Origin of the sequence: Rhodococcus sp. D-46, assembly GCF_011290655.1 — a bacterium.
Taxonomy (GTDB): Bacteria; Actinomycetota; Actinomycetes; order Mycobacteriales; family Mycobacteriaceae; genus Rhodococcus_F; species Rhodococcus_F qingshengii.
On the sequence record NZ_JAANTF010000004.1, the window covers coordinates 150,048 to 175,675 of the forward strand.

Here is a 25,628-nt window from a genome sequence, read left to right on the forward strand (position 1 = left end):
CTACCCACTAGGAGTTTCATCATGGCTTCCGTTTCCGTCTCCGCCGTACTGCCCGCATCCCCCGAGAAGACCTGGGATGCGCTCTCCGATCTGTCTCGCTGGGAAGAGTGGCTCACCATTCACCAGGGCTGGAAGAGTGAACTCCCCACCGAGGTGGCTTTGGGCGCCAAGTTCACCGAGGTCGTCTCGGTGATGGGTATGGCCAACAAGATCGAGTGGACCGTCGAAGAGGTCGAGGTTCCGAAGATGGTCAAGATCGCCGGAACCGGAATGGCCGGCGTCACCGTCGAATTCATCCTCTCGGTCGAGGCCGACGGTGCGGGCTCGAAGGCAACCGTCGACGCCAGCTTCAAGGGCACCATGATCGTCGGGCCGATCGGCAAGGCAGTTGCCAAGAACGCCAAGGCTGATCTCGAGGCCTCGCTGGCCAAGTTCGCCGAGCTGGTCGGGTAACGGCTCGATGACGACACCGAAGACCAACGCGGTCGAATTCGATACGTCCGGGCTGGACGTATGGACCGATCCGGAGCACTTCGAGGTGACAGCCGAGCGCATCGCCGAATATGCCGCTGCCACCAACGACCCCATCGAGCGACACCTGAAAGGCGAGATCGCTCCGCCGGTCTTCGCGGTGGTACCCGTCTTCATGTCGATGGCACCCGCTGCGCTGTCGGTGGCGCCGGTCGAACTGCTGATGAAGCTCGTTCACGGTGAGCAGGACTTCCTGTTCCACCGTCCGATCTACCCTGGCGACCATCTGGTCGCTCGCGCCAAGCCCATCGGATTCGAGGGCCGGGACAACGGGTCCACCGTCGTCATCTACGTCGAAACCAAAACCGACAAGGGTGAATTGGTCAACGAGCAATGGATGACAGCGTTCTTCCGCAAGGTCGACGCGGGCCCCGGACTGGGCGAGAAGGCTCCCGAACACCGATTCGACGACGCTCTTCGCGCTGGTAGACCCGCAGCGGTGGTGAACCAGCATATCGACGAGGACCAGACGTTCCGGTACTCACCGGCTTCCGGCGATCCGATGCCGATCCACCTTGACGAGGAGATCGCTAGGATGTCCGGGCTCCCCGGAATCATCAACCACGGACTGTGCACGATGGCGTTCACGTCGTGGGGAGCCCTGACCGAACTGGCAGGCGGCGAGACCGAGCGGTTGCGTCGTCTCGCAGTGCGATTCGCGAAACCCGTACTCCCGACCCAGGACATCGAGACGGTGTTCTACAAGTCGAGTTCGGCAGACGGAGCCACGTCGTACTCGTACGAAACCAGTGCGGTCGGCGACCTCGTGATCAAGGACGGCCTCGCGGTCATCGCCGACAAATGAGTCTTCATGTCCGACAACTGAACTGATGGGAATCTGAACTGATGGGAAGTCTCGACGGTCGCGTAGCGATCATCACCGGAGCAGGACGCGGCATCGGCCGTGAGCATGCGCTGCTCTTCGCTCGTGAGGGTGCGAGCGTCGTGGTCAACGACCTCGGCGGCGCAAACGACGGTTCCGGTGCAGATGCCGGCCCCGCGCAGCAGGTAGTCGACGAGATCGTTGCCGCAGGCGGCAAGGCCGTTGCCAACACCGACAACATCGCCACCTGGGACGGTGCCGAGGGCCTCGTCAAGCAGGCCGTCAGTGAGTTCGGCCGACTCGACGTCCTGGTCAACAACGCCGGCATTCTTCGTGACGCCTTCATCGCGGGTATGGACGAGAGCCAGTGGGACGCAGTCATTGCCGTGCACCTCAAAGGGCACGCCGCGACACTGCACCACGCTGCCGCATACTGGAAGGACCAGAGCAAGGCAGGCGAGACCGTCAACGCTTCGGTCATCAACACTGCTTCGGCTTCGGGTACTTTCATGCCCAATGCGGGCCAGGGCAACTACGGTGCCGCCAAGGCGGGCATCGCAGCTCTGACTTTGGTGGCCGCTGACGAGCTCGATCGATACGGCGTGCGCGTCAACGCAATTGCGCCGATCGCGCGTACTCGACTGACGCTGGCGACACCCGGTATGGGTGCGCTCTTCGCGGCCGAGGTCCCCGAGGGTGAGTTCGATGCGTTTGCGCCGTCAAACATCTCGCCGCTCGTGGCTTATCTCGCGGCGGCGGACTGCAAGCTCACCGGCAAGGTGTATGCCGTTCAGGGTGGGGCCATCACGGAACTCGCCGGCTGGCACGGTGTGAACACCATCGAGAGCGAGGGTCCCTGGACCACCGCCGACCTCGCAGAACGACTGTAAGCGTATGGCACGCAACGCATACGAACTCGGTCTCGGGCTGAGTGAGGAGCACACCGCGCTTGCAGATTCGGTGCGCTCCTTCGCCGAGCGCACCATCACCACCGAGCAGGTGCGCGCGGCCGTGGAGTCGCGGACCGAGGACAAGTTCCCCCAGTTCTGGACGGCACTCGTCGGGCAGGACCTTCTCGGGCTCGCGGTTCCGGAAGAGCAAGGTGGTCACGGCGCCGGCCTGCTGACCTTGGCGGTGGCACTGGAAGCATTGGGCCGCACAGTCTCTCCCGGCCCGTTCGTTCCGACGGTATTGGCAAGTGCCGTTCTCGGTGTCGCCGATTCCAAGGCGGGACCCGAGTTCCTGCCCGGTCTGATCGACGGAAGTCGTACGGCAGCAGTCGCCTTGGGTGCACCGTTGGCGGCCGAGTCGTCGGACGGTGGGTACAAGATCACGGGCGCACTCGACGGTGTGCTCGGTGGTGAGCACGCCGACGTACTGCTGGTTCCGATCCAGTTGCCCGAGGGCGTTCGCTACGCGGTGCTCGAGAGCAGCGCAGTCGCGATCACCGTTCAGGACAGCATCGACGTGCTGCGCGGTAGTGCGCGGATCGAAGCTGACAATGCTCAGATCAGCGCCGAACGGATACTCGACGGTCTCACCGAGGCGCGGGTACGGTCCATTGCCGCAGTCGTTCTCGGCGCCGAAGACGTCGGCGTCATGTCCTGGTGCGTTTCCACTGCGTCGGAGTACGCCAAGACACGCGTGCAGTTCGGGCGACCCATCGGCCAGTTCCAGGGCGTCAAGCACAAGTGTGCGCAGATGGGCATTGCGCTCGAGCAGGCACGCGCCGTTGTGTGGGATGCGGCAAGCGCATTGGACAAGGGCGACGACACGGCAGATTTTGCCGCCGATATCGCAGCAGTCATCGTGCCGGACGCCGCAGTGCAGGTAGCGCAGGATTGTGTGCAGGTCCACGGCGGCATCGGCTTCACGTGGGAGCACGACGCCCACCTGTACTACCGGCGCGCGCTCTCGATCCGCGGCATTCTCGGTACCCGCGAGGATCGTGCCAACCGTGTTGCGCAGCAGGCACTTGACGGTGTCAGCCGGGCTTCGGTTCTCGAACTGCCGCCGGAGGCAGAGGAGATCCGCGGCGGCATCGCGGCCGAGCTTGCCAAGTTGGTCGAGCTCGACGAGGACGACCAGCTGATCGCGCTCGGCGACGGCGGCTGGGTTCAGCCTCACCTGCCGAAGCCGTACGGGCGCGGCGCCGCTCCGCTCGAGCAGATCGTCATCTCCCAGGAAATCAAGGCTGCCGGTATCTCGATGCCGCAGCTTCTGATGGGAACGTGGGCAGTGCAGGCCGTCGTGGCACATGGTTCGGACAAGCAGAAGCAAGAGCTGGCCGTGCCTACCCTGCAGGGTGAGCTGGTGTGGTGCCAGCTCTTCAGCGAGCCCGGTGCTGGTTCCGACCTTGCGTCATTGTCCACGAAGGCCGAAAAGGTCGACGGCGGTTGGAAGATCACCGGTCAGAAGATCTGGACCACGGTTGCGCAGTTCTCCGACTGGGCAATGCTGATCGCCCGCACGGACGCCACCAAGCCGAAGCATCAGGGCATCACCTACTTCGTGCTCGATATGTCGACACCGGGCATCACCGTCCGCCCGCTGCGTGAGATGACGGGCTCGGCGTTGTTCAACGAGGTGTTCCTCGACGACGTGTTCATCCCCGACGAGAACGTGGTCGGTGAGGTCAACGACGGGTGGAACGTCGCCCGGACGACGCTGGCCGGCGAGCGCGTCGCGCTCAGCCAGAAGATGGAGGCGTACGCCTCGGACTCCGATCTGCTGAAGTTCGCGAAGTCGGCAGACCTGAGCCCGATCGGACGCTACCGTGTCGGCGAGCTGGTTGCGGAGAGTCAGGCGATCGATCTCATCGGTTCCCGCGTTGTGCTCAAGCAACTTTCGGGAATCGACGTGAGTACGACGTCGAGCGTCGGCAAGCTGTTGGCGATGAAGATCAGCCAGTCGATCGCCGAGTTCGTCGTCGCCGAACTGGGTGCTGCCGGAGCGGTCAGCATCCCAGGTCAGCCAAGCGACAAGGCGATGGAGCAACTCATTTCGGGCCGTGCCACCACGATCTACGGTGGCACAACCGAGGTGCAACTCAACGTGATCGGTGAGCGCATGCTCGGATTGCCGCGAGACTGAGGGTATTTACCGGCGAGGCTCAGTCCTGGATTCTTCTCCAGGGCTGAGCCTCTTCCAGTTCGAAGGCCAATTCGAGGAGCGTGCGCTCGTCGCCGAGATCGGCGGAGAAATGCGCAGCCAACGGCAAACCGTTGCTGGTCTGATGCATCGGTAGCGAAATCGCGGGACCTCCGGAGATGTTGTTCAGTGGCGTGAACGATGTGTACGCGATCAGCTTGTCGAAGAGTTCCTCGAAAGGCTGAGCGGGAGAGAGGTATCCCAGCTCGGGGGTGGTGTGCCCCAGGGCCGGCGAGAGCACGACGTCGTACTTCAAGAACATGGCGCTGTATTGCTGCTGGAGCCGTCGCAGACGGTAGAGCACGCGCGGCGTCTTCACCAGGTTCTTCCGGTACAGCGTGTAGAGGCCCTTGGTGAGATTGTCGGTGCCGGACTTGTCGAAGTCGGGTCCGAGCATTTGTTTGCCACCGGTGGAGATGGCAAACGACAGAAAGCCCCAGTAAATGCTGAAGTCGTCGATGAATTCGGGGCCGACGGGCAGTGCTGCGTCCTCGACATGATGGCCAAGGCTTGCAAGGAGTTCGGCCGTAGCTTCGACGGACTTGCGCGTCTCGTCGTCCGTCTTGGTGACGGTGACGGAATCGGCGATCACGCCGACGCGCAGGCGGGTTGAGCTGGGTCCTTCGATCAAGCGAACCGGTGCGAGTCGCGGATTGCGGTAGTAGTTCTCAGCCGCAGACATCCATCGTGCAGTGTCGCGAACAGTGCGAGTAACGGCGCCCTGGGCGATCAACCGGATCGGCATCGACTTGTCGGCCGGATCGGCGATGGTGCGTCCGCGAGTGGGTTTGAGTCCGACGAGTCCGCAGGCAGCGGCGGGAATGCGAATCGATCCACCGCCGTCGTTGGCGTGCGCGATCGGGAGTACGCCGGCAGCAACAAGCGCGGCTGCGCCTCCCGAGGAAGCGCCCGACGAGTACGCCGGATTCCACGGGTTGTGCACGGGTTCTTCCGTCATGTATTCGGTGGACGCACTGAATCCGAACTCGGGCAGTCGGGTCTTGCCGATCGAAATGGCCCCGGTGGAGAGGAACTGCTTCGCGAAATCGCTGTCGGCTTTGGCGGGGATCGCGGTGAAGGCGGTACTGCCCTGCTGGGTGGGAAGGCCGGCGCTGTCGGTGTTGTCCTTGATCGCGGTGGGGACACCGGCAAAGACGCCCTTGGCGGGCCGGTTGCTCCTGGCGAGGGCACGATCGAAATCAGTGCAGGCCAGACCGTTCAATTGCCCCTGCACTGCCTCGGCGCGGGCGATCGATGCCTCCATGACTTCCCGTGCGGTCACCTCACCCGATTCGATCCGGGCGGCGACGCCGGTGGCGTCGAGGTCGCCCAGGGCGTCGTCGGTGAAAGCGTGGATGGGGGTGTTCGCGGTCATGGGGATCCTTGTCAGGCGGAGGCACTCAGGTCGTCCGTCCAGCATATTGGACGGACGACCCCTGAGTGGCGCTATCTGTGGATTGCGGTATCAGCTACCGAAGATCGTCACTGCCTGCTCGGCCGCCTGCGGCGCCTGCTGGAACACTCCCTGGGGGATGAACTGCTGCGGAATGAACTGCTGGGGGCCCAACTGCTGGAAGTTCGTGACCATCGGGTGGATCACGTTGTTGAATACATCGTTGAACATGTGTTGTGTCCTTCGGTTACAGCGTTTTTCGAACTTCTGACTCCATCGACACTAAGCACGGTTCTGACGAGTTTCAACGAAAATTGCTGATACACAGTCAAGTTCAAGTTCATTGCCAGCTGGGGGCCAGGAACCGGTCTTCCTTCACAGCTTGGACGCTGCGCCGTGCAGGTTCTTGGCTGTCGGGGAGGTCTCGACGGATTTGGGATCGGGGTACGTGCCCAGTACGCGATCGGCAGTTCCCGCGGTGGTGACGGTGAACCAGTAGTGCTCGTTCTTGAAGTGGTGGTTGCGGTGATTGCGCCAAACCGACCGGTAGAGAGCAGTTTTCGGCTTGTAGTCACTGTGGATGAGGAAATGTGTCCACTCGTAACCGAGGCCGAGCAGGGAAATGCAGGTCAGGAACGTCAGACCGAGTTCGACGCGGGGAAATGCCAGGAGGGCGACGGCTGTCAGAACGGGAATCACGATCAGGAGCGTCTGCCACGGGATGAAGATGAGTGAGACGGTTCGCGGCGCAAAGTGGTGTTCCCGATGGCTGCGCGCCAGCCGTGAATCGAGTGTGACGCCGGCAATGTTTCGCGGCTTCCAATGGAGAACGAAGACGTGAATGATCCACTCCACGAAGGGGAATGCGGCAAGCATCACGAGCGGAACGAGGGCGTCGGTGATCTGCCAGTTGCCCACTGCGATGCGCGCCGCCGCGGCGGCCAGCAGCATGGTGCCGATCATCCACGGCGTCGGTGACTTGCGGAACGTCCGTGCCGCATCGGCGAGAGTAAGAGGCTTGCTCATGGTTTCAGTCCTTCCAGGAAGGTGAGAGCGTCGCCGATTGCCGTCGTGCCGGTGTGAAGGAGCTGTGCGGCTGACGCCTCGGCAGTTGGCTCGTCGTGTGAAGTGATGGCGGAGGCCAGTTTTCGATACAGGTCGGTCTGGCCGACTTCGGCGACCATGACGGATGCAAGTGCAGTCATAGCCGGCTCGTATGCAGCCCGAAGGCTGTTGAAGATTAAACGGAAGGCAATGGAATCTGCGCTGTCGACGACGACGTCCCAGAACGCCAGAGCGCGGTCTTGCAACTCCACTGGATCTTCGGTGGCGCCTAGTTGATCAACGGCCGTGTCGAGTTCTCGGGCGGATTCCGCGGAGATGCGACGGGCGGCCAGCACAGCGATCTGCGGTCCCATCAACTCGCGAGTTTCCAGCACGCTGCGCACCACGCTCAGGTCGGGGACGCCGTCGCGCACCAGCAGCTGGGGGAGAAGTTCGGGTCCGGCCTGGCGTCGAAAATCGCGCACCGACGTGGACTCGCCCTGGCGGACCTCGACGAGTCCGGCCTGGGCGAGCTTCTGAATTGCCTCGCGGACTGCGGGCCGCGAGACGCCGAATGCCTCGGCGAGCTTGCGCTCGCTGGGTAGTGCCTCACCCGCAGCCAGCTCTCCGGCCAGCACTTTCACCGATATCTGATCGAAGACTGCGCCGGAGGCCGAGGTACGTGCAACGGGTTGGAACATGTACCGACCTTAAGCGCTTGCTGGTGAGAGGTCAAGTGGTATTACCAGTTGCGCACTGGCGTGAAAGAGATACCCCTTGGCCAACAAGCTTCACCGTAACGGCGCAGGTGAGAGTAATTTTAGGCGACCCTAATTCGGAATACCGTCAGGAAGCCCATGACACCTCTCCTGTTACCGACGCTAGACACCGACGCAGAGTTCGCTCGCATCACCGCGGCCTTGACCCGACGCGGCTTTCTGGGCGGAAGTGCCGCCGCACTGTCCATGCTCGCCCTTGCCGGATGCAGCAGTGAGGACGGCGGTGGCGGTGCGGAAGGCGAAACTCGGACGGTGCAGACGCATTACGGACCCGTGGATGTTCCCGTTGATCCGCAGCGCATCGTCGCCGTCTCCTACAACACCCCGTGGCAGTTGCAAGCCGTCGGCGCCCGACCCGTCGCGACGCTCGACTACAGCGCGTACATCGACCAGTTCACCCCAACACAGCAGAAGTTCATCGACGGCTTGTCCACGGTGGGGGTTTTCCTCGAGGTCAACCGCGAAGCCGTCGTGGCTGCCGCGCCTGATCTCATTGTCGGCGATGCGTACGAGATCGACGAGGACATGTTCCGCGAGCTCTCGAAAATTGCTCCGACAGCGGTGTATTCGGGCACGAACCGATCGGATTGGCGCGCTGTCGCCGAGGGTGTCGCAGACGCGGTCAACAAGGGTTCGGCACTGACGTCGAATCGTGAGAAGTATCAGGCGATGCAAGAGCGAATCCGCACCGAATACGCCGCGCAGCTTGGCGAGAATCGGTGGGCCCAGGTTGCTATCGGTGGTTCGGAAGGGCACTTCTCCATCTTGTATCCAACCGGAGTGACCGGCGCGATGCTCGCCGACCTGAACGTGACCCGCGGCGAATTCATCCCGGACCTGCGCCCAGCCACCGGCTTCGAAGCCTTCCCGCTCGAACAACTCGAAATGCTGCGGGACGTCACCGTCGTCATCTACCCGAAGCAGCCGAACGGAACTGATTCTGCAGGAATGAAATCCGTCTTCGCCAGCCCGCTGTGGAGCCGCATTCCGGCAGCAGCTTCGGGCCGGGTATTCGGAATCAGCACTCAGGTCACCGACTACGGCACTGCAATCAATTGGCTCAACGAACTCGAAACCGGCGCTTTGGAGGCACTTTCATGACATCATTTCTATTGCCCAGCGCTGACACCGATGCCGAATTCGCTCGCATCACCGCAGCACTTACCCGACGCGGTTTCCTCGGAGCCGGTGCCTTGGCGGGGATCGGATTGCTCACGGCCTGTGGAACCAGCTCCGGTGAATCGGCCGAGGGTTCGATGCGCACCATCAACACGGCTCTGGGGCAGGTGGAAGTGCCCACCAACCCGCAACGGGTGGTCAGCGCCGATTACTACACGGGCCCCGCGATGTTCGACGCCGGGTTCACACCGGTCGGATTGCCGGTCGACTACGAGAACGCCGACGGCGTCCCGGAACCCTATGCGTCCGCTCTGCGGTCTCTCCCGAAGGTGGGACGCTGGTACGAGCCCAACGCCGAGGCGATAGCGGCTTTGTCTCCCGACCTGATCGTGATGACCAACCTGCTGTCGGAGAACAACCCGGATCTTTACGAGCAGATCCGGTCGATCGCACCGACCGCGGTTTTTGCCGAAGACGGGCAGTACGCATGGAAGGAGCGCGCCTTCGGAGTCGCGGACGCGCTGAACCAGAGCGCGAAGGTTCAAGAGTTGGCAGATCGGTACGAGGCGCGGATCGCCAAGTTCCGCAGCGACAACGCTGATGTGCTGAGCAAGGTGAAGGTCGTCTACACCACGTACTTCGAGGAGAGTGGTTTCTCGCTGTACTCGCCGACCAAGTATCAGACGACGGTCATCAGCGAGGCCGGGTTCCAGTTCAACGACCGTTCGCTCGCAATTCCCGCCGGCAGCAACGAGTGGTTCCCGAAGGAGCAGTTGGAGCTACTCGACGAGGCCGACGTCATCATCACCAACAGTGGCAAGGGCCCCATCAACGAGAAGTTGGCGAACGACACCATCTTCCAGCGTCTGCGCGCCGTCAAGAATGATCAGGTGTACTCGTTCGACTACGAGGGCGTCGCGTCCTTCGGTTGGGCCCTGACATTCCTCGAGCAGTTCCAGCCGATCGCTGAGGAGATCAGAGCCAAGCTCTGATCTCCTCAGCAATCAAGAGGACGCCGGCGTCACCACATTCAGCTTCGGTTGATGCTGGTCGGTGTATGCCCACGGGCGGATCTTCTCCAGTGCTTTGCCGATCCGGAACACGGTCGGTTCGTCGTACGTATGGCCGACGATCTGGACGCCCGTGGGAACGCCGTTGTGTGCGTGTCCACTCGGCACCGCCAATACGGGGCACCGATTGGCGACGTTGAACGGCAATGTGAGAAGTGCTTCGGCGGTGTTATTCACGTGCTGACCCGCCACAGTGAGGCCGTCGAGCAAAGACTCGCCTGCCGGGAAGGCGATGGTGCCCGAAGTCGGGCAGATCAGCGCATCGAAGGGAGCCATCGCCTCGGCGAGCTCTCGTTGCATTTGGGTTTCCTTGCGAAGGCCGTCCAGAAATGACATTTCCGCAGCGCCCTTCGACGTGATCGCGACGTTGTCGAGCGTGTAGTCGGCAAGAAGATCACCGTGGACGCGAGCAACTTCCGCGACGGATGCACCCATGATCGTTCCGAAATGGACTTTCACCGCTGCTGCCATCGAATCACGAGTCCACGGCAACTCGATCTCCTCGACGATCGCGCCGGCATCGACCAACGACTGTGCGAGAGCCCGGGTGTTCGCCTCGATGTCAGGTTCGATGGGGAAGTCACCGAGCCGCAGGCACAGGGCAATTCGCATTCCCTCGACCGACGGGTACTCGTGTGGCAGCGTGATCGCCGGCTTCAGCGAAAAATGGTCACGCGGATCCGGCCCGATCAGAACGTTGGCCAAAAGAATTGCGTCGTCAACAGTTCGGGCCATGGGACCGTCGCCACGGTAAGAATCCATGGACAGCGGGGCGACCCCGGCGATACGCCCGTACGAGGCCTTGAGACCGACGGTGCCGGTAAAGCCTGCCGGGCCTCTTGTCGACCCGCCGATGTCGGATGCTGTTGCCAGAGTAGTAGTTCCGGCGGCCAGTGCGGCGCCGGCTCCGCCGGATGAACCTCCGGGGCTGTAATCGAGGTTCCAGGGATTACGGGTCACGCCCCACAAAGGAGAGTGTGTGAACGCCGCGACGCAGAATTCCGGTGTCGTCGTGCGTGCGTGAATCAGGCCGCCTGCTGCCAGAACTCGGTCGATCACCGGTGCGTTCTCGCGGGCGATGTTGCCGCGCCCTGCCAGAGAGCCTTCGGTCAGCGACTTTCCGGCAATAGCGTGTTTTTCCTTGGCAGCTACCGGAATTCCCTCCAGTGGCCGCGGGTCGGGTCCTTGGCCGCGATACCGGCTCTCGGCATCCCGGGCGCCTGCGAGTGCCTCGTCGAACATCTCTTCGGTGAAGGCATTGATGTGAGGTTCGAACTTCTGAGTTCGGTCGATGATTGCCTGTAGCAGTTCGACCGGAGACAATTCCCGCGCGCGAAAGTGAGCAATGGCTTCGGTGGCGCTGAGGTAGTGCAGTTCGTCTGACATGACGTTATCTCCCTGGGACAGTATGTGTGGGAATCACGCGCTCCGCGCAAGGGCTCCCAGCGCGGCCGCGGTCATGGCTGTGACACCTTCGGGTAGGGCCGCGGCGGGATCTGGGGCGAAGCGCGGCGAATGATTCGACGGCGTGCCGGGTGGTATCCGTCCCTCGGCGAGCGCGGCAAGGGCGGTTCCGTCGAAACTTTGAAGTGCCGTTCCGCCGAAATGCCAGAATACGGAGGGGCATTGGGCGGCAGTGCCGAAGATGCCGAAGTCCTCGCTACCCGAAAGTGGTTGTGACAGAGTATGCATTCCCAAGCCGGCCTGTCGCAGGTCGGACATCACCGTGGACGTGGCGTCCGGAGTGTTGACCGTGGCTGGAAAGCTGTTGTACGCATGAACGTCCGGCGCGTCGGTGGCGCCTGCCCCGTCAGCTTCTGCGCGAGCGATCCGGCCCACCGATTCGAGCATGTGATCTCGCGACGATGCACTGAAAGTTCGCAGGCTGAGTAGCAGTTCGGCGTCGTCGGCAATGATGTTCGCAGCTGTGCCGGCGTGCAAGGCTCCCACCGTGAGCACCGGTGCTGTCGGGGTTGCCGCTTCATGAGCCACCAGACTTTGAATGCGCAGCGCGAAAGACGCTGCCATCAACAAAGGGTCGATGCATGCGTACGGTGAGGACGCGTGTCCGCCACGGCCGTGAAAGACCACTCGTATCGTGTCGGATGCTGCCATCAAGATGTCGGGTTTGCTGACCAACATCCCCGCCGGAGTCGGGCCTACGTGCTGTCCCAGGCAGAGGTCCGGTCGCGGGAAGCGGTCGAAGATTCCGTCGTCGACCATCGCACGAGCGCCGGAGCCGGTCTCCTCAGCAGGCTGGAAGACCGCGACAACAGTCCCGGTGATCGATGTCGGATCCGCGGAAAGTGCTGCGCACGTGGCAAGTAGCGCGGTTACGTGGACATCGTGGCCACACGCATGCATGACTCCATCAGTTCTGGAGGCGTAGGACAGCCCGGTGTCTTCTGCCACCGGCAACGCGTCCATGTCGGCGCGTAGCAGGATCACCGGACCGCTGCTCCCTTCGAGAACACCGACGACACCCGTACCGCCGACTCCGACCGTGACGTCCCAGCCACCGATTCGCCGAACTTCCTCGGCAACAATTGCGGCGGTGCGAGTTTCGTCGCCGGACAACTCGGGGTGTGCGTGTAGGTCCCGGTAGAGCTCGAACCAGTGCGGCTCGACGGTTCGCAACCGCGACGGGTCTCCGAACTCGAGATTCGAAAGCAGTTGATTCATGGTTGATCTTCTTTCAGTTGGCGGTTTTCAGTTGCACCAGGTTCAGCATCTTTTCCCGGGTTTGTGGTGCTGCCATGACCGCGACGATCGCCACGACGGGCCCGAGTGCGAGCGATACGAACGCCGCTGACCAGGAGAGATGGTCCACGATGAATCCGAATACAAGCGGTGCGACTATTCCGGCGACCATGCCGCCGAAAATGATCATCGACGACGCGGCCCCGACCACCGAAGAAGGCAGAGCCCGCAGGGGCAGTGCAAAACACGGCATGAAAGCGAAAGAGGCAGCGGCAGATCCGAGGGTGACGAGAACGACGAACAAGGCCGTGTTGGAGACGAAAGGAATCGAAACGAGCATCACGATGCACGCGAGCATGGACGGCACCACGACGACACGACTGTTGCCAGCCAGCCGATCGGAGATTCGCCCGCCGAAGACGGTGGTCACGGCGGCCACCACGGTAGCCGGGATGAGAAGGAGGCTTGCACTCGAGAGGGCGATTCCACGTTCGTCATGGAGGTACGACGGCACCCACGACGACATCCCCCAGATCACGAAGTCGTATCCGAAGAACATCAAGGCGAAGAGCCACATCGCGCGGGAGCGAAGTACGGTGCGCATGTTGTCCCAGGAGGAATCCGGACCGTGGTCGTTCTCCGCCGGAAGTGCCGGCGGGAGCCACAACTTGATGCTGACGAGCGAGAGTACACCGAGCGCCGCGACGGCCAGAAACATCCCACGCCAGCCGATCAACGGGAGAAGAGCTGCCGCAACAACGATGGCGAGAAGCGTACCGACGGCGTTGGAACTGTTCATCCATCCTGTGGCAGTGGCACGTTGCTCCGGGACGCTCCGCTCGGCAACGAGCTTTACTGCAGCGGCCGGAAACACGCCCTGCGCGAGACCGAAGAGAAAGCGAACAATCAGAAGCGTCCCGAACGACCAGGCAAGGGCAGTGAGGCCGGTGAAGACACTCCACGCCACCAACCCGATCAGAGCCATCCGGACTGCGCCGTATCGATCGGCGAGCAGTCCACCAGGCAGTTGGGCCAGCGTGTATGCAATGAAGAACGTGGAGATGATCAATCCACGCTGGGAGTAGTCGAGATCGAACTCCTCACCGAGCAAGGGGAGAGCGAGGTTGATCGCCAGCCGATCTATGTAGTCGATCGCGTACGCGACGAACAGCAACGCGACCGTGACTTTGGTGGAGCGAAGCACTGGGCCTCCAAGTGGTGAACCTGTGAAGTGATTCACACATCTTTGGCAAACAGGCAGGGATCACCGACCAGAATGCAGTAATCCGGCAATACTGGCCCAATGAAGCCGGAATCCGACACATTCGTGATCGCGGAATCTGATCTGGAGATCATCAATGCACTTCAGCTCAACCCCCGCGCGTCGTGGACGCAGTTGTCGTCAGTGCTCGACAGGGATTCGACGACGATCGCCCGCCGGTGGCGTCGCCTCGTCTCGAACGGTCATTCGTGGGTCAACGCGGTCGCAATCGGTCGAACCCACATATTCGGCTATCTCCTGATCAGGACCACACAGGATTCCGTTGCCGACGTGGGGGAGCTGTTACGTCAACTCTCCTGTGCCTATCTGTTGGCCAGGACGGAAGGCGAGTACGAGTATTTCGTCGGAGTCGTGGCCGCCGACCACAAGAGTCTGGACGCCCTGGTGTGTGAGCACCTTGCCGCCGATCCTGGAATTCTGTCGATCAGAAGCCGGGTCGGGGTGAAGGTGTACCGGGACGGGTTCAGCTGGGAGCCGGGCGCTCTGGGGCAAGCGGGTCGGGCTCAGCTGGCAACGGCATCGACAAAGGGCGCTGCGGTGCCGGCAGATCCGACAGAGTTCCGCGAGTCCGACGGTGCCCTGTTGGAGGCGCTCGGCCGTGACGGACGTGCCAGCTATGCGCGTCTCGCCGCGATTTGTGGAACGAACGAGACTGCGATTCGACGGCGCTTGGCCCAGCTGACTGCATCGCGACAGTTGATTTTCCGCTGCGATGTCTCGCAACAGGCTGTCGGTTCACCGTTCGAAGTGATCTTCGATGTCGCTGTGGACGGTTCCACCGACGAACTCGGCAATCTTGTGTCGAGTTGGCCGGAGATCAGATTGTTGGTGGCGACTACCGGAACAGCGAACATGTTGATCAGCGTGTGGCTGAGCAGCCTCGCGCAGAGTCTTGTCGTCGAGGATCGACTCCGCCGAATCGGTAGTGTGCGGATCCTCGATCGACGTGTCTCGCTGTACCCGATGAAGCGGTTCGGGCAGCTACTCGGACCGAGCGGAGTGGCGGAAGGTCATGTCCCGGTCGCAATTTGGGGCGCCGGCGACGTTATTCGTTGAGCGTCAGTCGATCGGCGTCCGATTGTCGTCGACGAGGTGTGTATCGGAGTCGGTCGCACGGGAGCGCTTCCAGATCATCCGTGCCAGCGCACCCAGTACGGACACTGCCAGGACAACGCCACCGCCGATGATGCCGGCCGACGAGTCGGGGAAGATGCCCTCGAGCAGCAGCCAGACACCGAAGACGAAGAACAGCACCGCGGCGCCGATCTTGATGAATCCGTCCGGAAGGTGCTTGCCCAGCACCGAGCCGACGATGATGGCGAGAGCGTCGGCCGCCACCATGCCTACCGTCGACCCGATCCAGACGCCGATCCAGTCGTTGTCAGTCGCAAGGGTGATGGTGGCGAGCATGGTCTTGTCGCCGAGTTCTGCCAGGAAGAAGGCCGAGGCGACGGCGATGAAGGCGGATCGCGTGACGCGACCGGCCTTGTTCTGCTCGTCGTCGGTGAGATCGTCACCGCGCAAGGTCCAGAGGCCGAAGATCAGGAAAGCGATACCGCCGACGATGGAAATCGCCGCGGTGGGGAGGGCGACGCCCAGGTAGTGGCCGACGGCGACCGAGACGAGGTGAACAAGGGTGGTGGCGACGGTGATTCCGCCGAGGACGACCCACCAGCGATAGCGCAAGGCAAACGTCATTGCCATCAGTTGGGACTTGTCACCGAGTTCTGCGACAAAAATGACGCCGAAACTCAAAAGTATTGCGGCAAGCAAGATTTACTCCTCCGGTCGGTGTAGGTCGGAGGAAAAATGCGAGCCTCCGGCCTGGGCAGGCGCAGTGGGTGCGCTTGTCCGGCCGAAGGTCTCGCCCACCGAGGCCACAGGACCTTCGGTTCGCCAGGCCGGGTGCTTCGCGATCCGCACCAGGCGGAGCGCGTCGAACCAGTATGTCGACACGGGCGATTGGGGGCTACTCCCCTTCGTTGCTGCCCACGTTAGCGCGCCTGAAACGAATTGGCAAAGCGCACAGCAAGTTTGGGAGTCCGAACTTATCGCTTACCGGGGCCGTCACGAGGCGAGGAGCATGGCCAAAACAGCGGTGTCGGGATCGCTGATCGGATCGATGCCGACACGACTGATCATGGAGACGACTGTGCCGTCCGGCTCAGCCTCGACCCACGCCGCACGATGCTCCAAACCCAGATAGGGAAGGCCTGGCAGCAGTACGCACCCCGACGCGCTGCCCTCGCATTCCGGCAGGCTGGGCGTGGTTTCCGACGGTGGGTGCAGCATGATCAGCGCCGGTGGCTGATGGTCGGAGAAACGGCCGGGTGTCAAGGCGAAATCGCCGAGTACCGGACCTTCGGCGACCACCAGACCGACGGTGCCCGGCTGCGGATCTTCGGGAACGTCTTCACGGACCCCGAAGACCGTCGTGGTCGGCAACAAACCTGGCATCGAGGCCACGCGGACAGCCAATGCGAGAAGCTGCGCCCACTCCTGGGTGGTGTCCGGCCAACGACCGGAAATGACGAACCCCTGCAAAGACCCAGCGGCTTGGAACGGAGAAATGCCTATTGCTTCGTTTCTGTTCATTTCTGTTCCTCCCTCGGTGCTGGGGCAAATCTCGGGCAGACGCGCATGCGTCGGTCCGGCACACCTCGTTGGGTAATCGAAATATGCACCCATTCGGTACTGGCACACAAGAGAGGGAGAGTGCCAGCCAGGTTTGCGCTGGTGAGGGCGGTGGTATGCGCAGGCATGACTCTGTCGAAGAACCGTTCTCGGCTGGAAGACCTGGCAACGCAGGCGTGGATCTTCGGATATCCCCTGTTGATTGCTGCGGTATCGCGGGACGTCATGACGGCGGTGCCTTCGCCGGTGGCGATGAAAGCCCCGCTCAACCAGTTCGCCTACGCGCGTACGACGCCCGATGCGACCTTCACCGATGTCGTCTCGCCCAACGCGGACACTCTCTACTCGTCGGGGTGGCTGGACGTGTCGACGGAACCGCAGGTGCTCTCACTGCCGGACTTCGGCACCCGGTACTGGCTGGTCCCCATCCTCGACGCGTGGAGCGACGTGTTCACGGTTCCGGGATCTCGGACAGTCGGGCGGACCGGGGGACCGTACCTGGTGGCCGGGCCGAATTGGAAAGGCAACGTGCCCAAGGGTTTGACGCTGCTGCGGTCTCCGACGGCGATGAACTGGATAGTCGCCCGCTACGCGACGTCGGGGGGAACGGACCTGGCAGAAGTGCACAGCCTGCAGGACCGGACGCGACTCACTCCTCTGTCGGAGTGGACGGGTGACCCGCAGGACTACACGCCCGGTGAAATGCCGGTGAACCCTGCCGTCGACACGCGGACGCCGCCGGTGGACCAGGTGGCCGCCATGGACGGCGAGGCATTCTTCACCAGACTCGACGCACTTCTCGACGACAATCCTCCGCGTCCGGAGGACACCGAGATGATGAAACAACTGTCCGACATAGGAATCGGCTCCTCCTTGCCCTGGAAGTCGCGTCCGCAGGAGGTACGTGATGCCCTCGATAGAGCTGCGCGAACCGGTATGGACGTGCTGAGCGAGATCGCCGAAGAGGCCGAGGGCAGTCCGAAGAACGGCTGGACGATGCACCGCGGCTTGGGGCACTACGGAACCCATTACGCTCAGCGGGCTCTGATCGTCTGGCTCGGTTTCGGGGCCAATCTCGACGCTGATGCCGTGTACCCGCATGCCACGACGGACGTCGACGGGAAGCCGCTGACCGGGGCGAAGAAGTACGTCCTGCACTTCGAGAAGGACGAGCTGCCACCGGTCGAGGGCTTCTGGTCGCTCACGATGATGAACGAGCGGCAGTTCTTCGTGGACAACCCGATCGACCGATACGCGATTGGCGATCGAAGCGATCTGGTGTTTGCCGACGACGGTTCCCTCGACATCTATCTCCAGCACGAATCCCCTGGTGGTGAGAAGGAGCGGAACTGGCTGCCGGCTCCGTCCGGCGACTTCAACGTCTTTCTGCGCCTGTACTGGCCGAAGGCGGCAGTGCTGTCGGGATCGTGGACTGCGCCCGGTATTCGAGAAGCAAGTATTCGAGAAGCAGGCTGAAAGTCCCCTCGCTTCGTACCCGAAGAGCACAACTCGGTATCAGCCGCGCGTTTCGATGGGCGGAAAGGTCACAAGAGTCATACGATCTGTCGGTACTGCCCTGTTTGAAGAGCTGTTGAATCGGTCAGAGACACCCGCTTGTTTCGGAGGCTACTGATGGTCACGCAGAATCCGTTCGTGCAGTACGGCAAAGAGATCTGGTGGATGATCCTGATCCGCGGAATCTTCGGCGTGATCTTCGGAATCATCGCGCTCGTGTGGCCGGGAATTACCGTGGTGGCCTTGGTTTTCCTGTTCGGTATCTACTCCATCGCCGACGGTTTGATCACGATAGTTCGCGCCATCCGGGACCGCGAGCATCTGAGCTCGTGGGGTTGGTGGGTGTTCACGGGCGTCGTCTCGGTCGGAGCCGGCATCGTCGCGCTGGTCTGGCCGGGCATCACTGCGCTGGTGCTGCTGTACATAATTGCCTTCTACGCCATCATGTTCGGAATCTTCGGAATTGTCGGCGCCTTCAAGATGAAGGCGCTGCCCGGATCCAGTTGGGGATGGTTGCTCGCCGCATCGGTGCTTGCTGTCATCTTCGGCATCATTCTTCTCATCGCGCCCGGCGAAGGCATCATCAGCCTCATCTGGTTGTTGGGTTGGTACGCAATCCTGTTCGGCCTCTTCATGATCGTGGGAGCATTCCAGATCAGGAGCCGGGCAAAGGAAGCCGGTGTTCTCTAAGAAGGGAAAGCCGGCCGTCGAGGCTCCCACTCCGATCCCCACGCTGTCCGGTAGCGAGAACTGGTCGATCCCGCGCGGTTTGATCGTCCTGCTCGGTATTGCCGCCACCGTGGTCGCCGTCGGCGGAATGAAGGTGTTCGGCGGCATCCTCGGACCGGTATTCCTGGCCCTGGTGCTGACGATTGCCGTTCAGCCCATTCAGGATTGGTCACAGCGCCGAGGGTGGCCCAAGTGGGTCGGGATGCTCGGCTCACTGGTCACCGTGTACTTGATCCTGCTCGGGTTGGCGGCGTCGTTGGTCGTGTCGACGGCCCAGTTGGCGACGATCCTGCCGCAGTACTCCGAGGAGATGACCAACCTCCTCAACGAGGGCCGCGACAAGTTGGCCGACTTCGGAGTGAGCACCGAACAGATCCAAAGCACGCTCAGCAGTGTCGATCTCACGAAGGTTGTGGGCGTACTCGAAAGCGGGCTGGAGGGCCAGCTCGGCATCCTGTCGGATCTGGTGTTCATTCTCGCGTTGTTGCTGTTCATGGCCTTCGACGGCATGAGCATCCGCTCGCGGTTGCATGTGTTGTCCGAGCAACGTCCCGAAATCTCCTACGCGCTCTCCACCTTTGCCGCCGGAACTCGCAAATACCTGGTGGTCTCGACGGTCTTCGGTCTCATCGTGGCGGTACTCGACGGTGGCGCGCTGTGGCTCATGGGCATTCAGCTGCCCGTCCTGTGGGCGTTGCTGTCCTTCATCACCAACTACATCCCCAACATCGGGTTCGTCATCGGCGTGATTCCACCGGCGCTCCTGGGACTGTTGCAGGGCGGGCCGTGGCTGATGCTGTGGGTGATCGTCGTCTACTCCGTCATCAACTTCGTGATCCAGTCCATCATCCAACCCAAGTTCGTCGGCGACGCCGTCGGACTGTCGGTGACGATGACGTTCCTCTCACTTGTCTTCTGGTCGTGGGTTCTCGGGGCGCTCGGAGCGCTGTTGGCGATCCCGCTCTCGTTGTTGGTGAAGGCCGTCCTGCTCGATATCGACCCAGCCACGCGCTGGGCCGACATCCTGATCAGTGGCCCTCGGGACATGCCGAAGGAGGAACCAGAGGAGTCTGAGAAGCCGGCCACGCCCGCAGGCTAGGGCTCTCAGTGTTTCTACAAGTTGTTGCTTTATCGTCTCGCCCATGAGCGCCGAGAACACCACAGAAAACTCCCATCGCCGGCCGTCACGACTCGGTCGACGGCTGGCAGTCGGTGGTGTGGCCGCGATCGTCGCGGCTGCGGTGGCGGGGATCGGGTTCGTGATCTTCGCGGGCGGTGCCGACACCTCGAACACCGTCGCGATCGTGAACGCCGACGCGGGAACCACGCTCGACGGCAAGGAACTTCGGGCCGGCGACACGCTGGTGGACACGTTGGGCAAGAACGAAGACTTCGACTTCCAAGTGGTCGACAACCCCGGCGGGAACTACTTCGCGACGTTGACCGTGCCGGAGGACTTCAGCGAAACCGTCGCGTCGATGTTCGGCATGGATCCACGGCAGGCGAGCGTCGACCTCGAGGTGAAGGGCTCGGATTCGGAGAAGGCGGCCGAGTTGACTCGGGCCGTGTCGGCGCAGGTCGGCGCGGACGGCATCAAGGGCCTGCTGGCTCAGACGTCGGCCGCCAGACGCTCGATCGATCAAAACCTCACCACCGCGCAGATTCTGGTCGCCGGAACCAACGAGGCCGGAAAGTCCATCGATCAGGTGAAAGCAGGCGCAGGCACTCTGCTGCCGTACCTCGAGACCGCACGGTCCGGGGCGTTGGAGCTGATGAGCGTCGCGGATCAGGTGTCCGGTGTTGTCGATCAGGCGTCGGGGTCGACGGAAGAGCTGGCCACGCGCGCGGACTCACTGGGCCTGACGCTTGGGGAGGCGTCGTCCTCGACCGCGGAACTGAAGACACGAATCGACACGCTGCAGACTGCGCTGAACGGCCTTCCTATCCCGCCTGACGTGACAGCGCAACTGGCCGGTGTGAGTTCGGATCTCGGTGCGCTGAATGCGCAATTGGGCACCGTTCCGGCGCTGTTGGGTGGCTCGGTCGGGCCCGATACGGAGCTCGGTGATCTAGTCCGCACCGCTGTCGGGCAGCTGCAAGGCGCGAGCGATCAACTGAGCAGTGCTGCCGGACAATTGAACGACGGCCTCATTCCCATCGCTGATCAGGCGCCGCAGATGCTCGGTGACGTGACCGATCAGATCACCCAGGGATTCACGACGCTGCAAGGAATCGCCAAGTCACTGGTCACGGGCCTCGACGGCGCAAAATCCGGTATTCCCGCGATGACCACCCCGCAGCAGGTTCAGCTGACCTCGGTGCTGTCGGATCCGGTGGCCGTGAATCAGACCACCGCGAGCAGCGGTGACTCCGGAACTCGCACACTGGCATTGGTCTTCGGAGCCACGACGGTCCTGCTCGGTGGTGCTCTGCTGACACGAACGGCGGCGCCCCTGGTGAGGCGCCGCCGTTCGAAAGAAGAGCGTGACTAGACGATCAGACCTGCGGTCTGGGTACGTGCACGGTCGAAGCGAGCCGAAACGTCGTTCCAGTTGACGATGTTCCAGAATGCCTTGACGTAGTCGCCCTTGACGTTCTGGTAGTCGAGGTAGAAAGCGTGCTCCCACATGTCGAGGAGCAGCAGCGGCGTGAGGCCGATGGAGATGTTGCCCTGCTGATCGTAGAGCTGGACGATGATCAGACGCTGTCCGATCGAGTCCCACGCGAGGATGGACCAGCCGGAGCCCTGGATGGCGTTGGCGTTCGCGGAGAAGTGAGCGCGGAAGAGATCGAACGAACCGAAGTTGTCGTCGATCGCTGCGGCGAGTTCACCTTCGGGCTTGTCGCCACCGTCAGCGCTGAGGTTGTTCCAGAAAACGGTGTGGTTGGTGTGGCCACCGAGGTGGAACGCCAGGTTCTTCTCGAGCAGGTTGGCCTGCGCTGCGATGGTGTCGTTCTCACGAGCCTCGGCCAGCTTCTCGAGTGCAGCGTTGGCACCGGCAACGTAAGCCGCGTGGTGCTTGTCGTGATGCAGCTCCATGATCTTGCCCGAGATGTGCGGCTCGAGGGCTGCGTAGTCGTAGGGGAGTTCCGGCAGCGTGTAAACAGACACGAGGGTCCCTTCTTTGCGGGCTGGTGAGCCCTGGTGCTTTAGAGTGCGTCGATCACCGGTCACGGCGTGACGTCACTCGCGTATGTGCAAATCATTCTTCGGGTTTCCACCCAATAACATTCGTACACCGTCCGCAACAGTCCGGCTCAGGTAGTAATCACCAAAGAATAAAGTTTGGGAAACCGAACTTGCCCCGACCTAAGGGTAAGCTAATATGCGCAAATTCGTCGTAAAGGTGAACGGAACCTTAAACTTGCGCGATGCCCGCACCAGTTTTCCTCCCGGAATCACCAGAGGCGGCCGCGCCTCGGGTGAATCTTCCGGGCGCTGACCTGCTGCGAGCCCTGGCGGTTGCCGCCGTGATCTACTCCCACATCTCTTTCTACGTCATCGACGATCTCGGCTCGGGTTGGTGGGTGATCGACGTCGTCTACGGCGTTTTGATCGAGCCTGCCGAACTCAACCAGCACCTCTCTTTTGTCGGCGTCGCAGTATTCATGATGCTTACCGGTGCTCTGGTGACGCGATCCGCGATTCGCGACGGCCCCGGAAAGTTCTTGACCAACCGATTCAGTCGACTGCTGCCCGCATTCTGGGTGGCGACCGCGATTGCCATTCTTCTGGTCCGCCTCGGAATCAACGGAATGTTCAGCGGTCAGGAAGGTATTTCCGATACCGAAGCGTTGATGAGCTTTTTTCTCGGCGGATTCTTTCTCAAGCCCGAGGTAGCAGTTCTGGGAGTGACCTGGACACTCACCGTTCAATTCCTCTTTTATCTCGCATGTGTAGCGGCTCGCCCGATACTGCGGCTGCGACCGATCGTCATGCCGCTCGCCGGTGGTGCGCTGTGCTCGCTGGTGCTGCTCTACAACGTCTACGCGCCGCTGCCGTACACCGTGCCGATGCTGTCCAAGATCGCCGCGACGCTGCCGGCCGTCTTCCTCGGCCAGATCATGTACCTCGCGTGGGCGAAGCTCGCTCCCGGCCGCTGGCTGATCGCGGCCGTCCTCGTCCAGATGCACGTCATCATCGTGGCGACCCAGTTCCGCGTCTACTGGGCCGGTGAGCACTATCTGTGGACCATTTCGGTAGTCGCCGCAGCGGTAGTTCTCATCGGCCGCTACGACGGCGTCCCGACGCGCTGGCCGGTCGTGAAGTGGCTCTCGACGCGTAGTTACGTCATCTATCTCGTGCACACCCTGATCCTGTACCGCGTCGTCGAGAACACTGTTTTGTACGTCGGACCGACGCTGGCGTTTGCGCTCTTCCTTCTGGCCACGGCCGCGGTAGCAGAAATCGGCTACCGGTGGGTGGAGTTGCCCGGCGCCCGGGCGATCACGGCGTGGCGAAACAGTCGCTCGCGCGTAGCATCGAAGCATGAGCTGGTACGACGATATTCTGGGACGAGCGTCCGCAAAATCCACGCTGATCGCGCCTGAGGACGCACTCCCGGGCCGAGAGCAGAAAATGCCGGTTCCGACCGCGCACTACGTCAACGGGCATCCGTTGACGCCGCCGTTTCCGGCCGAACTGCAGACCGTCGTCGTAGGAATGGGTTGTTTCTGGGGCGCCGAGAAGGAGTTCTGGCAGCTTCCCGGCGTGTACACGACCGCTGCGGGTTATGCGGGCGGCTTCACGCCCAACCCGACGTACGAAGAGACGTGCTCCGGACGTACGGGTCACACCGAAGTCGTGCTGGTGGTCTTCGATCCCGCAGTGATCTCCTACGAGCAGATCCTGGCGCACTTCTGGGAGAACCACGATCCGACGCAGGGGATGCGTCAGGGTAACGACCAGGGCTCGCAGTACCGTTCGGCGATCTTCACGACGTCCGCGGAGCAGGAAGAAATCGCTCATGCGTCGGCCGTCGCTTTCGGTGAACGGCTTGCCGAAGCCGGATATGGAGCGATCACCACCGAAATCGGTCCGCTGCGCGACTTCTTCTACGCGGAGGATTACCACCAGCAGTATCTGGCGAAGAATCCCGGCGGTTACTGCCCGGTGCATGCCACGGGCGTCAGTTGCCCGGTCGGATTGCTCCGTCAGGATCAGGTTCCGGCGCAGACGGACATCCTTCCGCCGAGCGAATAACTGGACAGGTGTTGGAGGACACATGTGATTCAGCTCGTTAACACTTGCAACTAGATGGAAACAAAGGGAATCTCGATGTAAGAGTGTGTCGTCGAGAGAACTGAGCTCACAATGTCAGGTAGTACGCGAGGAACTGCGTCGCTGCTCCGACGCACAATTCATGTAGGCCACGATCCGATGGTTCGCCGCAGTGATCGGATCGAAGGGTTCATGTCCTTCGGTCTGATCATTTTCGCGATTCTTCTCCTGCCTCTCGCGGTATGGGCAGGGGCTGCGACTGCTTCGAGCCAGAACGCACTGATCGCCAAACAATCCGCCGAATTACACAGTATTTCGGCGACGACGACAGCAGATTCGACGCAGACCACCGCCTCGACAGCCGATTACATTGCGCCGACCACCGAAATGGCCAGCGCGCAGTGGAACTGGAACGGCCAGGTTCGCACGGGTGATGTCACTGTCGACTCGGCGACGCCCGCCGGCACCGAGGTCCCCATCTACGTCAATGATCAGGGCGACAAGACCGTAGCTCCGATCACTCAGAGCGCTGCCGACGTCGCAGCCGTGGTGACCGGGGTTTTCACCTGGTTCAGCGTGATGTCGCTGCTGGTCATCGCTTTCATGCTGGTGCGCGTCTTTCTCGACCGTTCCCGCTCGGCCCAGTGGGACCGAGACCTACGCGCGTTCCTCGACGCGAACGCGCTGTAGATCCCGGCCCATTCCTTACTGCAGTTGGGGCATGACCTCGCTTGCGACGAGTTCGAGATGATCCAGATCGGCGAGATCGAGAGTCTGCAGATACACGCGCTGTGAACCGGCCTCGGCGAAAGTGCCGATCTTGTCGACCAGCTCCGAAGGTGTTCCGGCCAGACCGTTCTCACGTAGCTCGTCGACGTCGCGTCCGATAGCCTCGGCGCGCTTCCTGATCTCCGCCTCGTCGCGGCCGCAGCACAGGACGAGAGCGTTGGAGTACACCAATTCGTTCGGATCGCGCTCGTGCTCGACGCAAGCCTGACGAACCCGCGCAAAGATGTCCTTCGTTTCCTCGAGGGACTTGAACGGGATGTTGAACTCGTTTGCGAACCGAGCGGCGAGCGCCGGAGTCTTCTTCTTGCCTGTGCCACCGATCAGGATCGGCGGACCGTCGACCTGGTGCGGTTTGGGAAGCGCGGGAGAGTTCTTGATCTGCACGTGCTTACCGTCGTAGTCGAACGTGTCGCCGACCGTCGTACGCCACAGACCGGTCACGACGTCGAGAGTTTCCTCGAGCAGTTCGAAGCGATCCTTGAGCGCCGGGAACGGGATGCCGTACGCCTGGTGCTCTTCCTCGTACCAGCCGGCACCGATGCCGAGGTCTACGCGGCCACCACTCATCTGATCGACCTGTGCGACCGAGATGGCCAGCGGTCCGGCGTGACGGAACGTAGCCGACGTCACCAGAGTGCCGAGGCGGATGGTGGATGTTTCGCGGGCGATTCCGGCGAGCGTGATCCACGCGTCGGTGGGCCCGGGAAGGCCGTCGGAATTCATGGCGAGATAGTGGTCCGAGCGGAAAAATGCGCCGTAGCCGAGTTTTTCGGCGGTCTGGGCAACAGTCAGTAGTTGTTCGTAGGTAGCGCCCTGCTGGGGTTCGGTGAATATACGCAGCTCCATGAG

Annotated in this window: 25 protein-coding genes; 14 read left to right on the top strand and 11 right to left on the bottom strand. The window is 62.1% G+C overall.

Annotated features, from left to right (window positions below; translation table 11 throughout):
- Positions 1 to 21 precede the first annotated feature (21 nt).
- Genes G9U53_RS11425 through G9U53_RS11440 form a run of 4 tightly spaced genes read left to right on the top strand, consistent with a single transcriptional unit; the run spans position 22 to position 4,447 of the window.
- Positions 22 to 453: an SRPBCC family protein gene (locus G9U53_RS11425; protein ID WP_030535858.1), complete on the top strand. Its 432-nt coding sequence runs from the start codon at positions 22 to 24 to the stop codon at positions 451 to 453.
- A 7-nt stretch (positions 454 to 460) separates the two neighbouring features.
- The gene (locus G9U53_RS11430; RefSeq protein ID WP_058038075.1) at positions 461 to 1,336 is read left to right on the top strand and encodes a MaoC/PaaZ C-terminal domain-containing protein; all 876 of its coding nucleotides are present in this window, start codon (positions 461 to 463) and stop codon (positions 1,334 to 1,336) included.
- 41 nt (positions 1,337 to 1,377) lie between these two features.
- Complete coding sequence (locus G9U53_RS11435) at positions 1,378 to 2,244, top strand: SDR family oxidoreductase (protein WP_007735961.1); 867 nt, start codon at positions 1,378 to 1,380, stop codon at positions 2,242 to 2,244.
- Positions 2,245 to 2,248: 4 nt separating this feature from the next.
- Positions 2,249 to 4,447, top strand: a complete 2,199-nt coding sequence (locus G9U53_RS11440) for an acyl-CoA dehydrogenase (protein ID WP_054781282.1) — start codon at positions 2,249 to 2,251, stop codon at positions 4,445 to 4,447.
- A gap of 19 nt (positions 4,448 to 4,466) precedes the next feature.
- On the opposite strand, the gene G9U53_RS11445 is transcribed toward G9U53_RS11440, so the two are convergent.
- The 4 genes from G9U53_RS11445 to G9U53_RS11460 all read right to left on the bottom strand — a co-directional run bounded on the left by G9U53_RS11445 (position 4,467) and on the right by G9U53_RS11460 (position 7,642).
- The gene (locus tag G9U53_RS11445; RefSeq protein ID WP_042453230.1) at positions 4,467 to 5,879 is read right to left on the bottom strand and encodes an amidase; all 1,413 of its coding nucleotides are present in this window, start codon (positions 5,877 to 5,879) and stop codon (positions 4,467 to 4,469) included.
- Between the two features lie 90 nt (positions 5,880 to 5,969).
- A complete protein-coding gene (locus tag G9U53_RS11450) occupies positions 5,970 to 6,128 on the bottom strand; it encodes a hypothetical protein (RefSeq protein WP_003944172.1) in 159 nt (52 codons plus the stop codon).
- A gap of 144 nt (positions 6,129 to 6,272) precedes the next feature.
- Positions 6,273 to 6,923 carry a sterol desaturase family protein gene (locus tag G9U53_RS11455; RefSeq protein ID WP_081557183.1) on the bottom strand — a complete coding sequence of 217 codons (651 nt, stop codon included), beginning with the start codon at positions 6,921 to 6,923 and terminating at the stop codon, positions 6,273 to 6,275.
- Positions 6,920 to 7,642 (bottom strand): GntR family transcriptional regulator, encoded by a 723-nt coding sequence (locus G9U53_RS11460; RefSeq protein ID WP_007735969.1) that lies wholly within the window; start codon positions 7,640 to 7,642, stop codon positions 6,920 to 6,922. Before G9U53_RS11460 ends, G9U53_RS11455 begins: the two co-directional genes overlap by 4 nt.
- Positions 7,643 to 7,798: 156 nt before the next feature.
- Between G9U53_RS11460 and G9U53_RS11465 the strand changes: the two genes are divergently transcribed.
- Positions 7,799 to 8,821 carry an ABC transporter substrate-binding protein gene (locus G9U53_RS11465; RefSeq protein ID WP_081557184.1) on the top strand — a complete coding sequence of 341 codons (1,023 nt, stop codon included), beginning with the start codon at positions 7,799 to 7,801 and terminating at the stop codon, positions 8,819 to 8,821.
- Complete coding sequence (locus G9U53_RS11470; protein ID WP_081557185.1) at positions 8,818 to 9,831, top strand: ABC transporter substrate-binding protein; 1,014 nt, start codon at positions 8,818 to 8,820, stop codon at positions 9,829 to 9,831. The genes G9U53_RS11465 and G9U53_RS11470 overlap by 4 nt, the downstream gene beginning before the upstream one ends.
- 12 nt (positions 9,832 to 9,843) lie before the next feature.
- Here the strand turns inward: G9U53_RS11470 and G9U53_RS11475 are convergent, their stop codons facing one another.
- The 3 genes from G9U53_RS11475 to G9U53_RS11485 are packed head-to-tail and all read right to left on the bottom strand — an operon-like array spanning position 9,844 to position 13,813.
- Positions 9,844 to 11,295 carry an amidase gene (locus tag G9U53_RS11475; protein ID WP_165638701.1) on the bottom strand — a complete coding sequence of 484 codons (1,452 nt, stop codon included), beginning with the start codon at positions 11,293 to 11,295 and terminating at the stop codon, positions 9,844 to 9,846.
- 33 nt (positions 11,296 to 11,328) lie between these two features.
- A complete protein-coding gene (locus G9U53_RS11480) occupies positions 11,329 to 12,591 on the bottom strand; it encodes an amidohydrolase (protein WP_081557187.1) in 1,263 nt (420 codons plus the stop codon).
- Between the two features lie 13 nt (positions 12,592 to 12,604).
- Positions 12,605 to 13,813 carry an MFS transporter gene (locus G9U53_RS11485; RefSeq protein WP_081557188.1) on the bottom strand — a complete coding sequence of 403 codons (1,209 nt, stop codon included), beginning with the start codon at positions 13,811 to 13,813 and terminating at the stop codon, positions 12,605 to 12,607.
- A gap of 99 nt (positions 13,814 to 13,912) precedes the next feature.
- Between G9U53_RS11485 and G9U53_RS11490 the strand changes: the two genes are divergently transcribed.
- Positions 13,913 to 14,947, top strand: a complete 1,035-nt coding sequence (locus tag G9U53_RS11490) for an Lrp/AsnC family transcriptional regulator (RefSeq protein WP_081557189.1) — start codon at positions 13,913 to 13,915, stop codon at positions 14,945 to 14,947.
- A 3-nt stretch (positions 14,948 to 14,950) separates the two neighbouring features.
- Here the strand turns inward: G9U53_RS11490 and G9U53_RS11495 are convergent, their stop codons facing one another.
- Positions 14,951 to 15,664: a TMEM165/GDT1 family protein gene (locus tag G9U53_RS11495; protein ID WP_019746358.1), complete on the bottom strand. Its 714-nt coding sequence runs from the start codon at positions 15,662 to 15,664 to the stop codon at positions 14,951 to 14,953.
- Between the two features lie 294 nt (positions 15,665 to 15,958).
- Positions 15,959 to 16,486, bottom strand: coding sequence for a hypothetical protein (locus G9U53_RS11500; protein WP_003944138.1), 528 nt, complete (start codon positions 16,484 to 16,486; stop codon positions 15,959 to 15,961).
- Positions 16,487 to 16,651: 165 nt separating this feature from the next.
- Here G9U53_RS11500 and G9U53_RS11505 point away from each other — a divergent pair, with 165 nt between their 5' ends.
- From G9U53_RS11505 to G9U53_RS11520, 4 genes are all read left to right on the top strand, one after another.
- Complete coding sequence (locus G9U53_RS11505; protein ID WP_073513201.1) at positions 16,652 to 18,001, top strand: DUF1254 domain-containing protein; 1,350 nt, start codon at positions 16,652 to 16,654, stop codon at positions 17,999 to 18,001.
- A 156-nt stretch (positions 18,002 to 18,157) separates the two neighbouring features.
- Positions 18,158 to 18,730, top strand: a complete 573-nt coding sequence (locus tag G9U53_RS11510; RefSeq protein ID WP_003944155.1) for an HdeD family acid-resistance protein — start codon at positions 18,158 to 18,160, stop codon at positions 18,728 to 18,730.
- The gene (locus G9U53_RS11515) at positions 18,720 to 19,868 is read left to right on the top strand and encodes an AI-2E family transporter (RefSeq protein WP_165638702.1); all 1,149 of its coding nucleotides are present in this window, start codon (positions 18,720 to 18,722) and stop codon (positions 19,866 to 19,868) included. The genes G9U53_RS11510 and G9U53_RS11515 overlap by 11 nt, the downstream gene beginning before the upstream one ends.
- 43 nt (positions 19,869 to 19,911) lie before the next feature.
- On the top strand, positions 19,912 to 21,261 hold the full coding sequence (locus G9U53_RS11520) for a hypothetical protein (protein ID WP_081557192.1): 1,350 nt from the start codon (positions 19,912 to 19,914) through the stop codon (positions 21,259 to 21,261).
- Here G9U53_RS11520 and G9U53_RS11525 read toward each other — a convergent pair.
- Entirely contained in the window at positions 21,258 to 21,881 is a 624-nt protein-coding gene (locus G9U53_RS11525; RefSeq protein ID WP_003944189.1) for a superoxide dismutase, read from the bottom strand. The genes G9U53_RS11520 and G9U53_RS11525 overlap by 4 nt on opposite strands.
- Before the next feature lie 260 nt (positions 21,882 to 22,141).
- Here G9U53_RS11525 and G9U53_RS11530 point away from each other — a divergent pair, with 260 nt between their 5' ends.
- From G9U53_RS11530 to G9U53_RS11540, 3 genes are all read left to right on the top strand, one after another.
- Positions 22,142 to 23,320 carry an acyltransferase gene (locus G9U53_RS11530; RefSeq protein ID WP_165638703.1) on the top strand — a complete coding sequence of 393 codons (1,179 nt, stop codon included), beginning with the start codon at positions 22,142 to 22,144 and terminating at the stop codon, positions 23,318 to 23,320.
- The gene (gene msrA / locus G9U53_RS11535) at positions 23,259 to 23,972 is read left to right on the top strand and encodes a peptide-methionine (S)-S-oxide reductase MsrA (RefSeq protein WP_020905733.1); all 714 of its coding nucleotides are present in this window, start codon (positions 23,259 to 23,261) and stop codon (positions 23,970 to 23,972) included. Before G9U53_RS11530 ends, msrA begins: the two co-directional genes overlap by 62 nt.
- Positions 23,973 to 24,149: 177 nt before the next feature.
- Complete coding sequence (locus G9U53_RS11540) at positions 24,150 to 24,680, top strand: hypothetical protein (RefSeq protein ID WP_081557193.1); 531 nt, start codon at positions 24,150 to 24,152, stop codon at positions 24,678 to 24,680.
- Between the two features lie 15 nt (positions 24,681 to 24,695).
- On the opposite strand, the gene G9U53_RS11545 is transcribed toward G9U53_RS11540, so the two are convergent.
- Complete coding sequence (locus tag G9U53_RS11545) at positions 24,696 to 25,625, bottom strand: LLM class F420-dependent oxidoreductase (RefSeq protein WP_081557194.1); 930 nt, start codon at positions 25,623 to 25,625, stop codon at positions 24,696 to 24,698.
- Between the last annotated feature and the right edge of the window lie 3 nt (positions 25,626 to 25,628).

What these genes read in the sequence shown, in the direction of transcription:
- G9U53_RS11425 (WP_030535858.1), top strand. Translation starts at nt 22, where the DNA reads ATGGCTTCCGTTTCCGTCTCCGCCGTACTGCCCGCATCCCCCGAGAAG.
- G9U53_RS11430 (WP_058038075.1), top strand. Translation starts at nt 461, where the DNA reads ATGACGACACCGAAGACCAACGCGGTCGAATTCGATACGTCCGGGCTG.
- G9U53_RS11435 (WP_007735961.1), top strand. Translation starts at nt 1,378, where the DNA reads ATGGGAAGTCTCGACGGTCGCGTAGCGATCATCACCGGAGCAGGACGC.
- G9U53_RS11440 (WP_054781282.1), top strand. Translation starts at nt 2,249, where the DNA reads ATGGCACGCAACGCATACGAACTCGGTCTCGGGCTGAGTGAGGAGCAC.
- G9U53_RS11445 (WP_042453230.1), bottom strand. Translation starts at nt 5,879, where the DNA reads ATGACCGCGAACACCCCCATCCACGCTTTCACCGACGACGCCCTGGGC.
- G9U53_RS11450 (WP_003944172.1), bottom strand. Translation starts at nt 6,128, where the DNA reads ATGTTCAACGATGTATTCAACAACGTGATCCACCCGATGGTCACGAAC.
- G9U53_RS11455 (WP_081557183.1), bottom strand. Translation starts at nt 6,923, where the DNA reads ATGAGCAAGCCTCTTACTCTCGCCGATGCGGCACGGACGTTCCGCAAG.
- G9U53_RS11460 (WP_007735969.1), bottom strand. Translation starts at nt 7,642, where the DNA reads ATGTTCCAACCCGTTGCACGTACCTCGGCCTCCGGCGCAGTCTTCGAT.
- G9U53_RS11465 (WP_081557184.1), top strand. Translation starts at nt 7,799, where the DNA reads ATGACACCTCTCCTGTTACCGACGCTAGACACCGACGCAGAGTTCGCT.
- G9U53_RS11470 (WP_081557185.1), top strand. Translation starts at nt 8,818, where the DNA reads ATGACATCATTTCTATTGCCCAGCGCTGACACCGATGCCGAATTCGCT.
- G9U53_RS11475 (WP_165638701.1), bottom strand. Translation starts at nt 11,295, where the DNA reads ATGTCAGACGAACTGCACTACCTCAGCGCCACCGAAGCCATTGCTCAC.
- G9U53_RS11480 (WP_081557187.1), bottom strand. Translation starts at nt 12,591, where the DNA reads ATGAATCAACTGCTTTCGAATCTCGAGTTCGGAGACCCGTCGCGGTTG.
- G9U53_RS11490 (WP_081557189.1), top strand. Translation starts at nt 13,913, where the DNA reads ATGAAGCCGGAATCCGACACATTCGTGATCGCGGAATCTGATCTGGAG.
- G9U53_RS11500 (WP_003944138.1), bottom strand. Translation starts at nt 16,486, where the DNA reads ATGAACAGAAACGAAGCAATAGGCATTTCTCCGTTCCAAGCCGCTGGG.
- G9U53_RS11505 (WP_073513201.1), top strand. Translation starts at nt 16,652, where the DNA reads ATGACTCTGTCGAAGAACCGTTCTCGGCTGGAAGACCTGGCAACGCAG.
- G9U53_RS11510 (WP_003944155.1), top strand. Translation starts at nt 18,158, where the DNA reads ATGGTCACGCAGAATCCGTTCGTGCAGTACGGCAAAGAGATCTGGTGG.
- G9U53_RS11520 (WP_081557192.1), top strand. Translation starts at nt 19,912, where the DNA reads ATGAGCGCCGAGAACACCACAGAAAACTCCCATCGCCGGCCGTCACGA.
- G9U53_RS11530 (WP_165638703.1), top strand. Translation starts at nt 22,142, where the DNA reads ATGCCCGCACCAGTTTTCCTCCCGGAATCACCAGAGGCGGCCGCGCCT.
- msrA (WP_020905733.1), top strand. Translation starts at nt 23,259, where the DNA reads ATGAGCTGGTACGACGATATTCTGGGACGAGCGTCCGCAAAATCCACG.
- G9U53_RS11540 (WP_081557193.1), top strand. Translation starts at nt 24,150, where the DNA reads ATGGTTCGCCGCAGTGATCGGATCGAAGGGTTCATGTCCTTCGGTCTG.
- G9U53_RS11545 (WP_081557194.1), bottom strand. Translation starts at nt 25,625, where the DNA reads ATGGAGCTGCGTATATTCACCGAACCCCAGCAGGGCGCTACCTACGAA.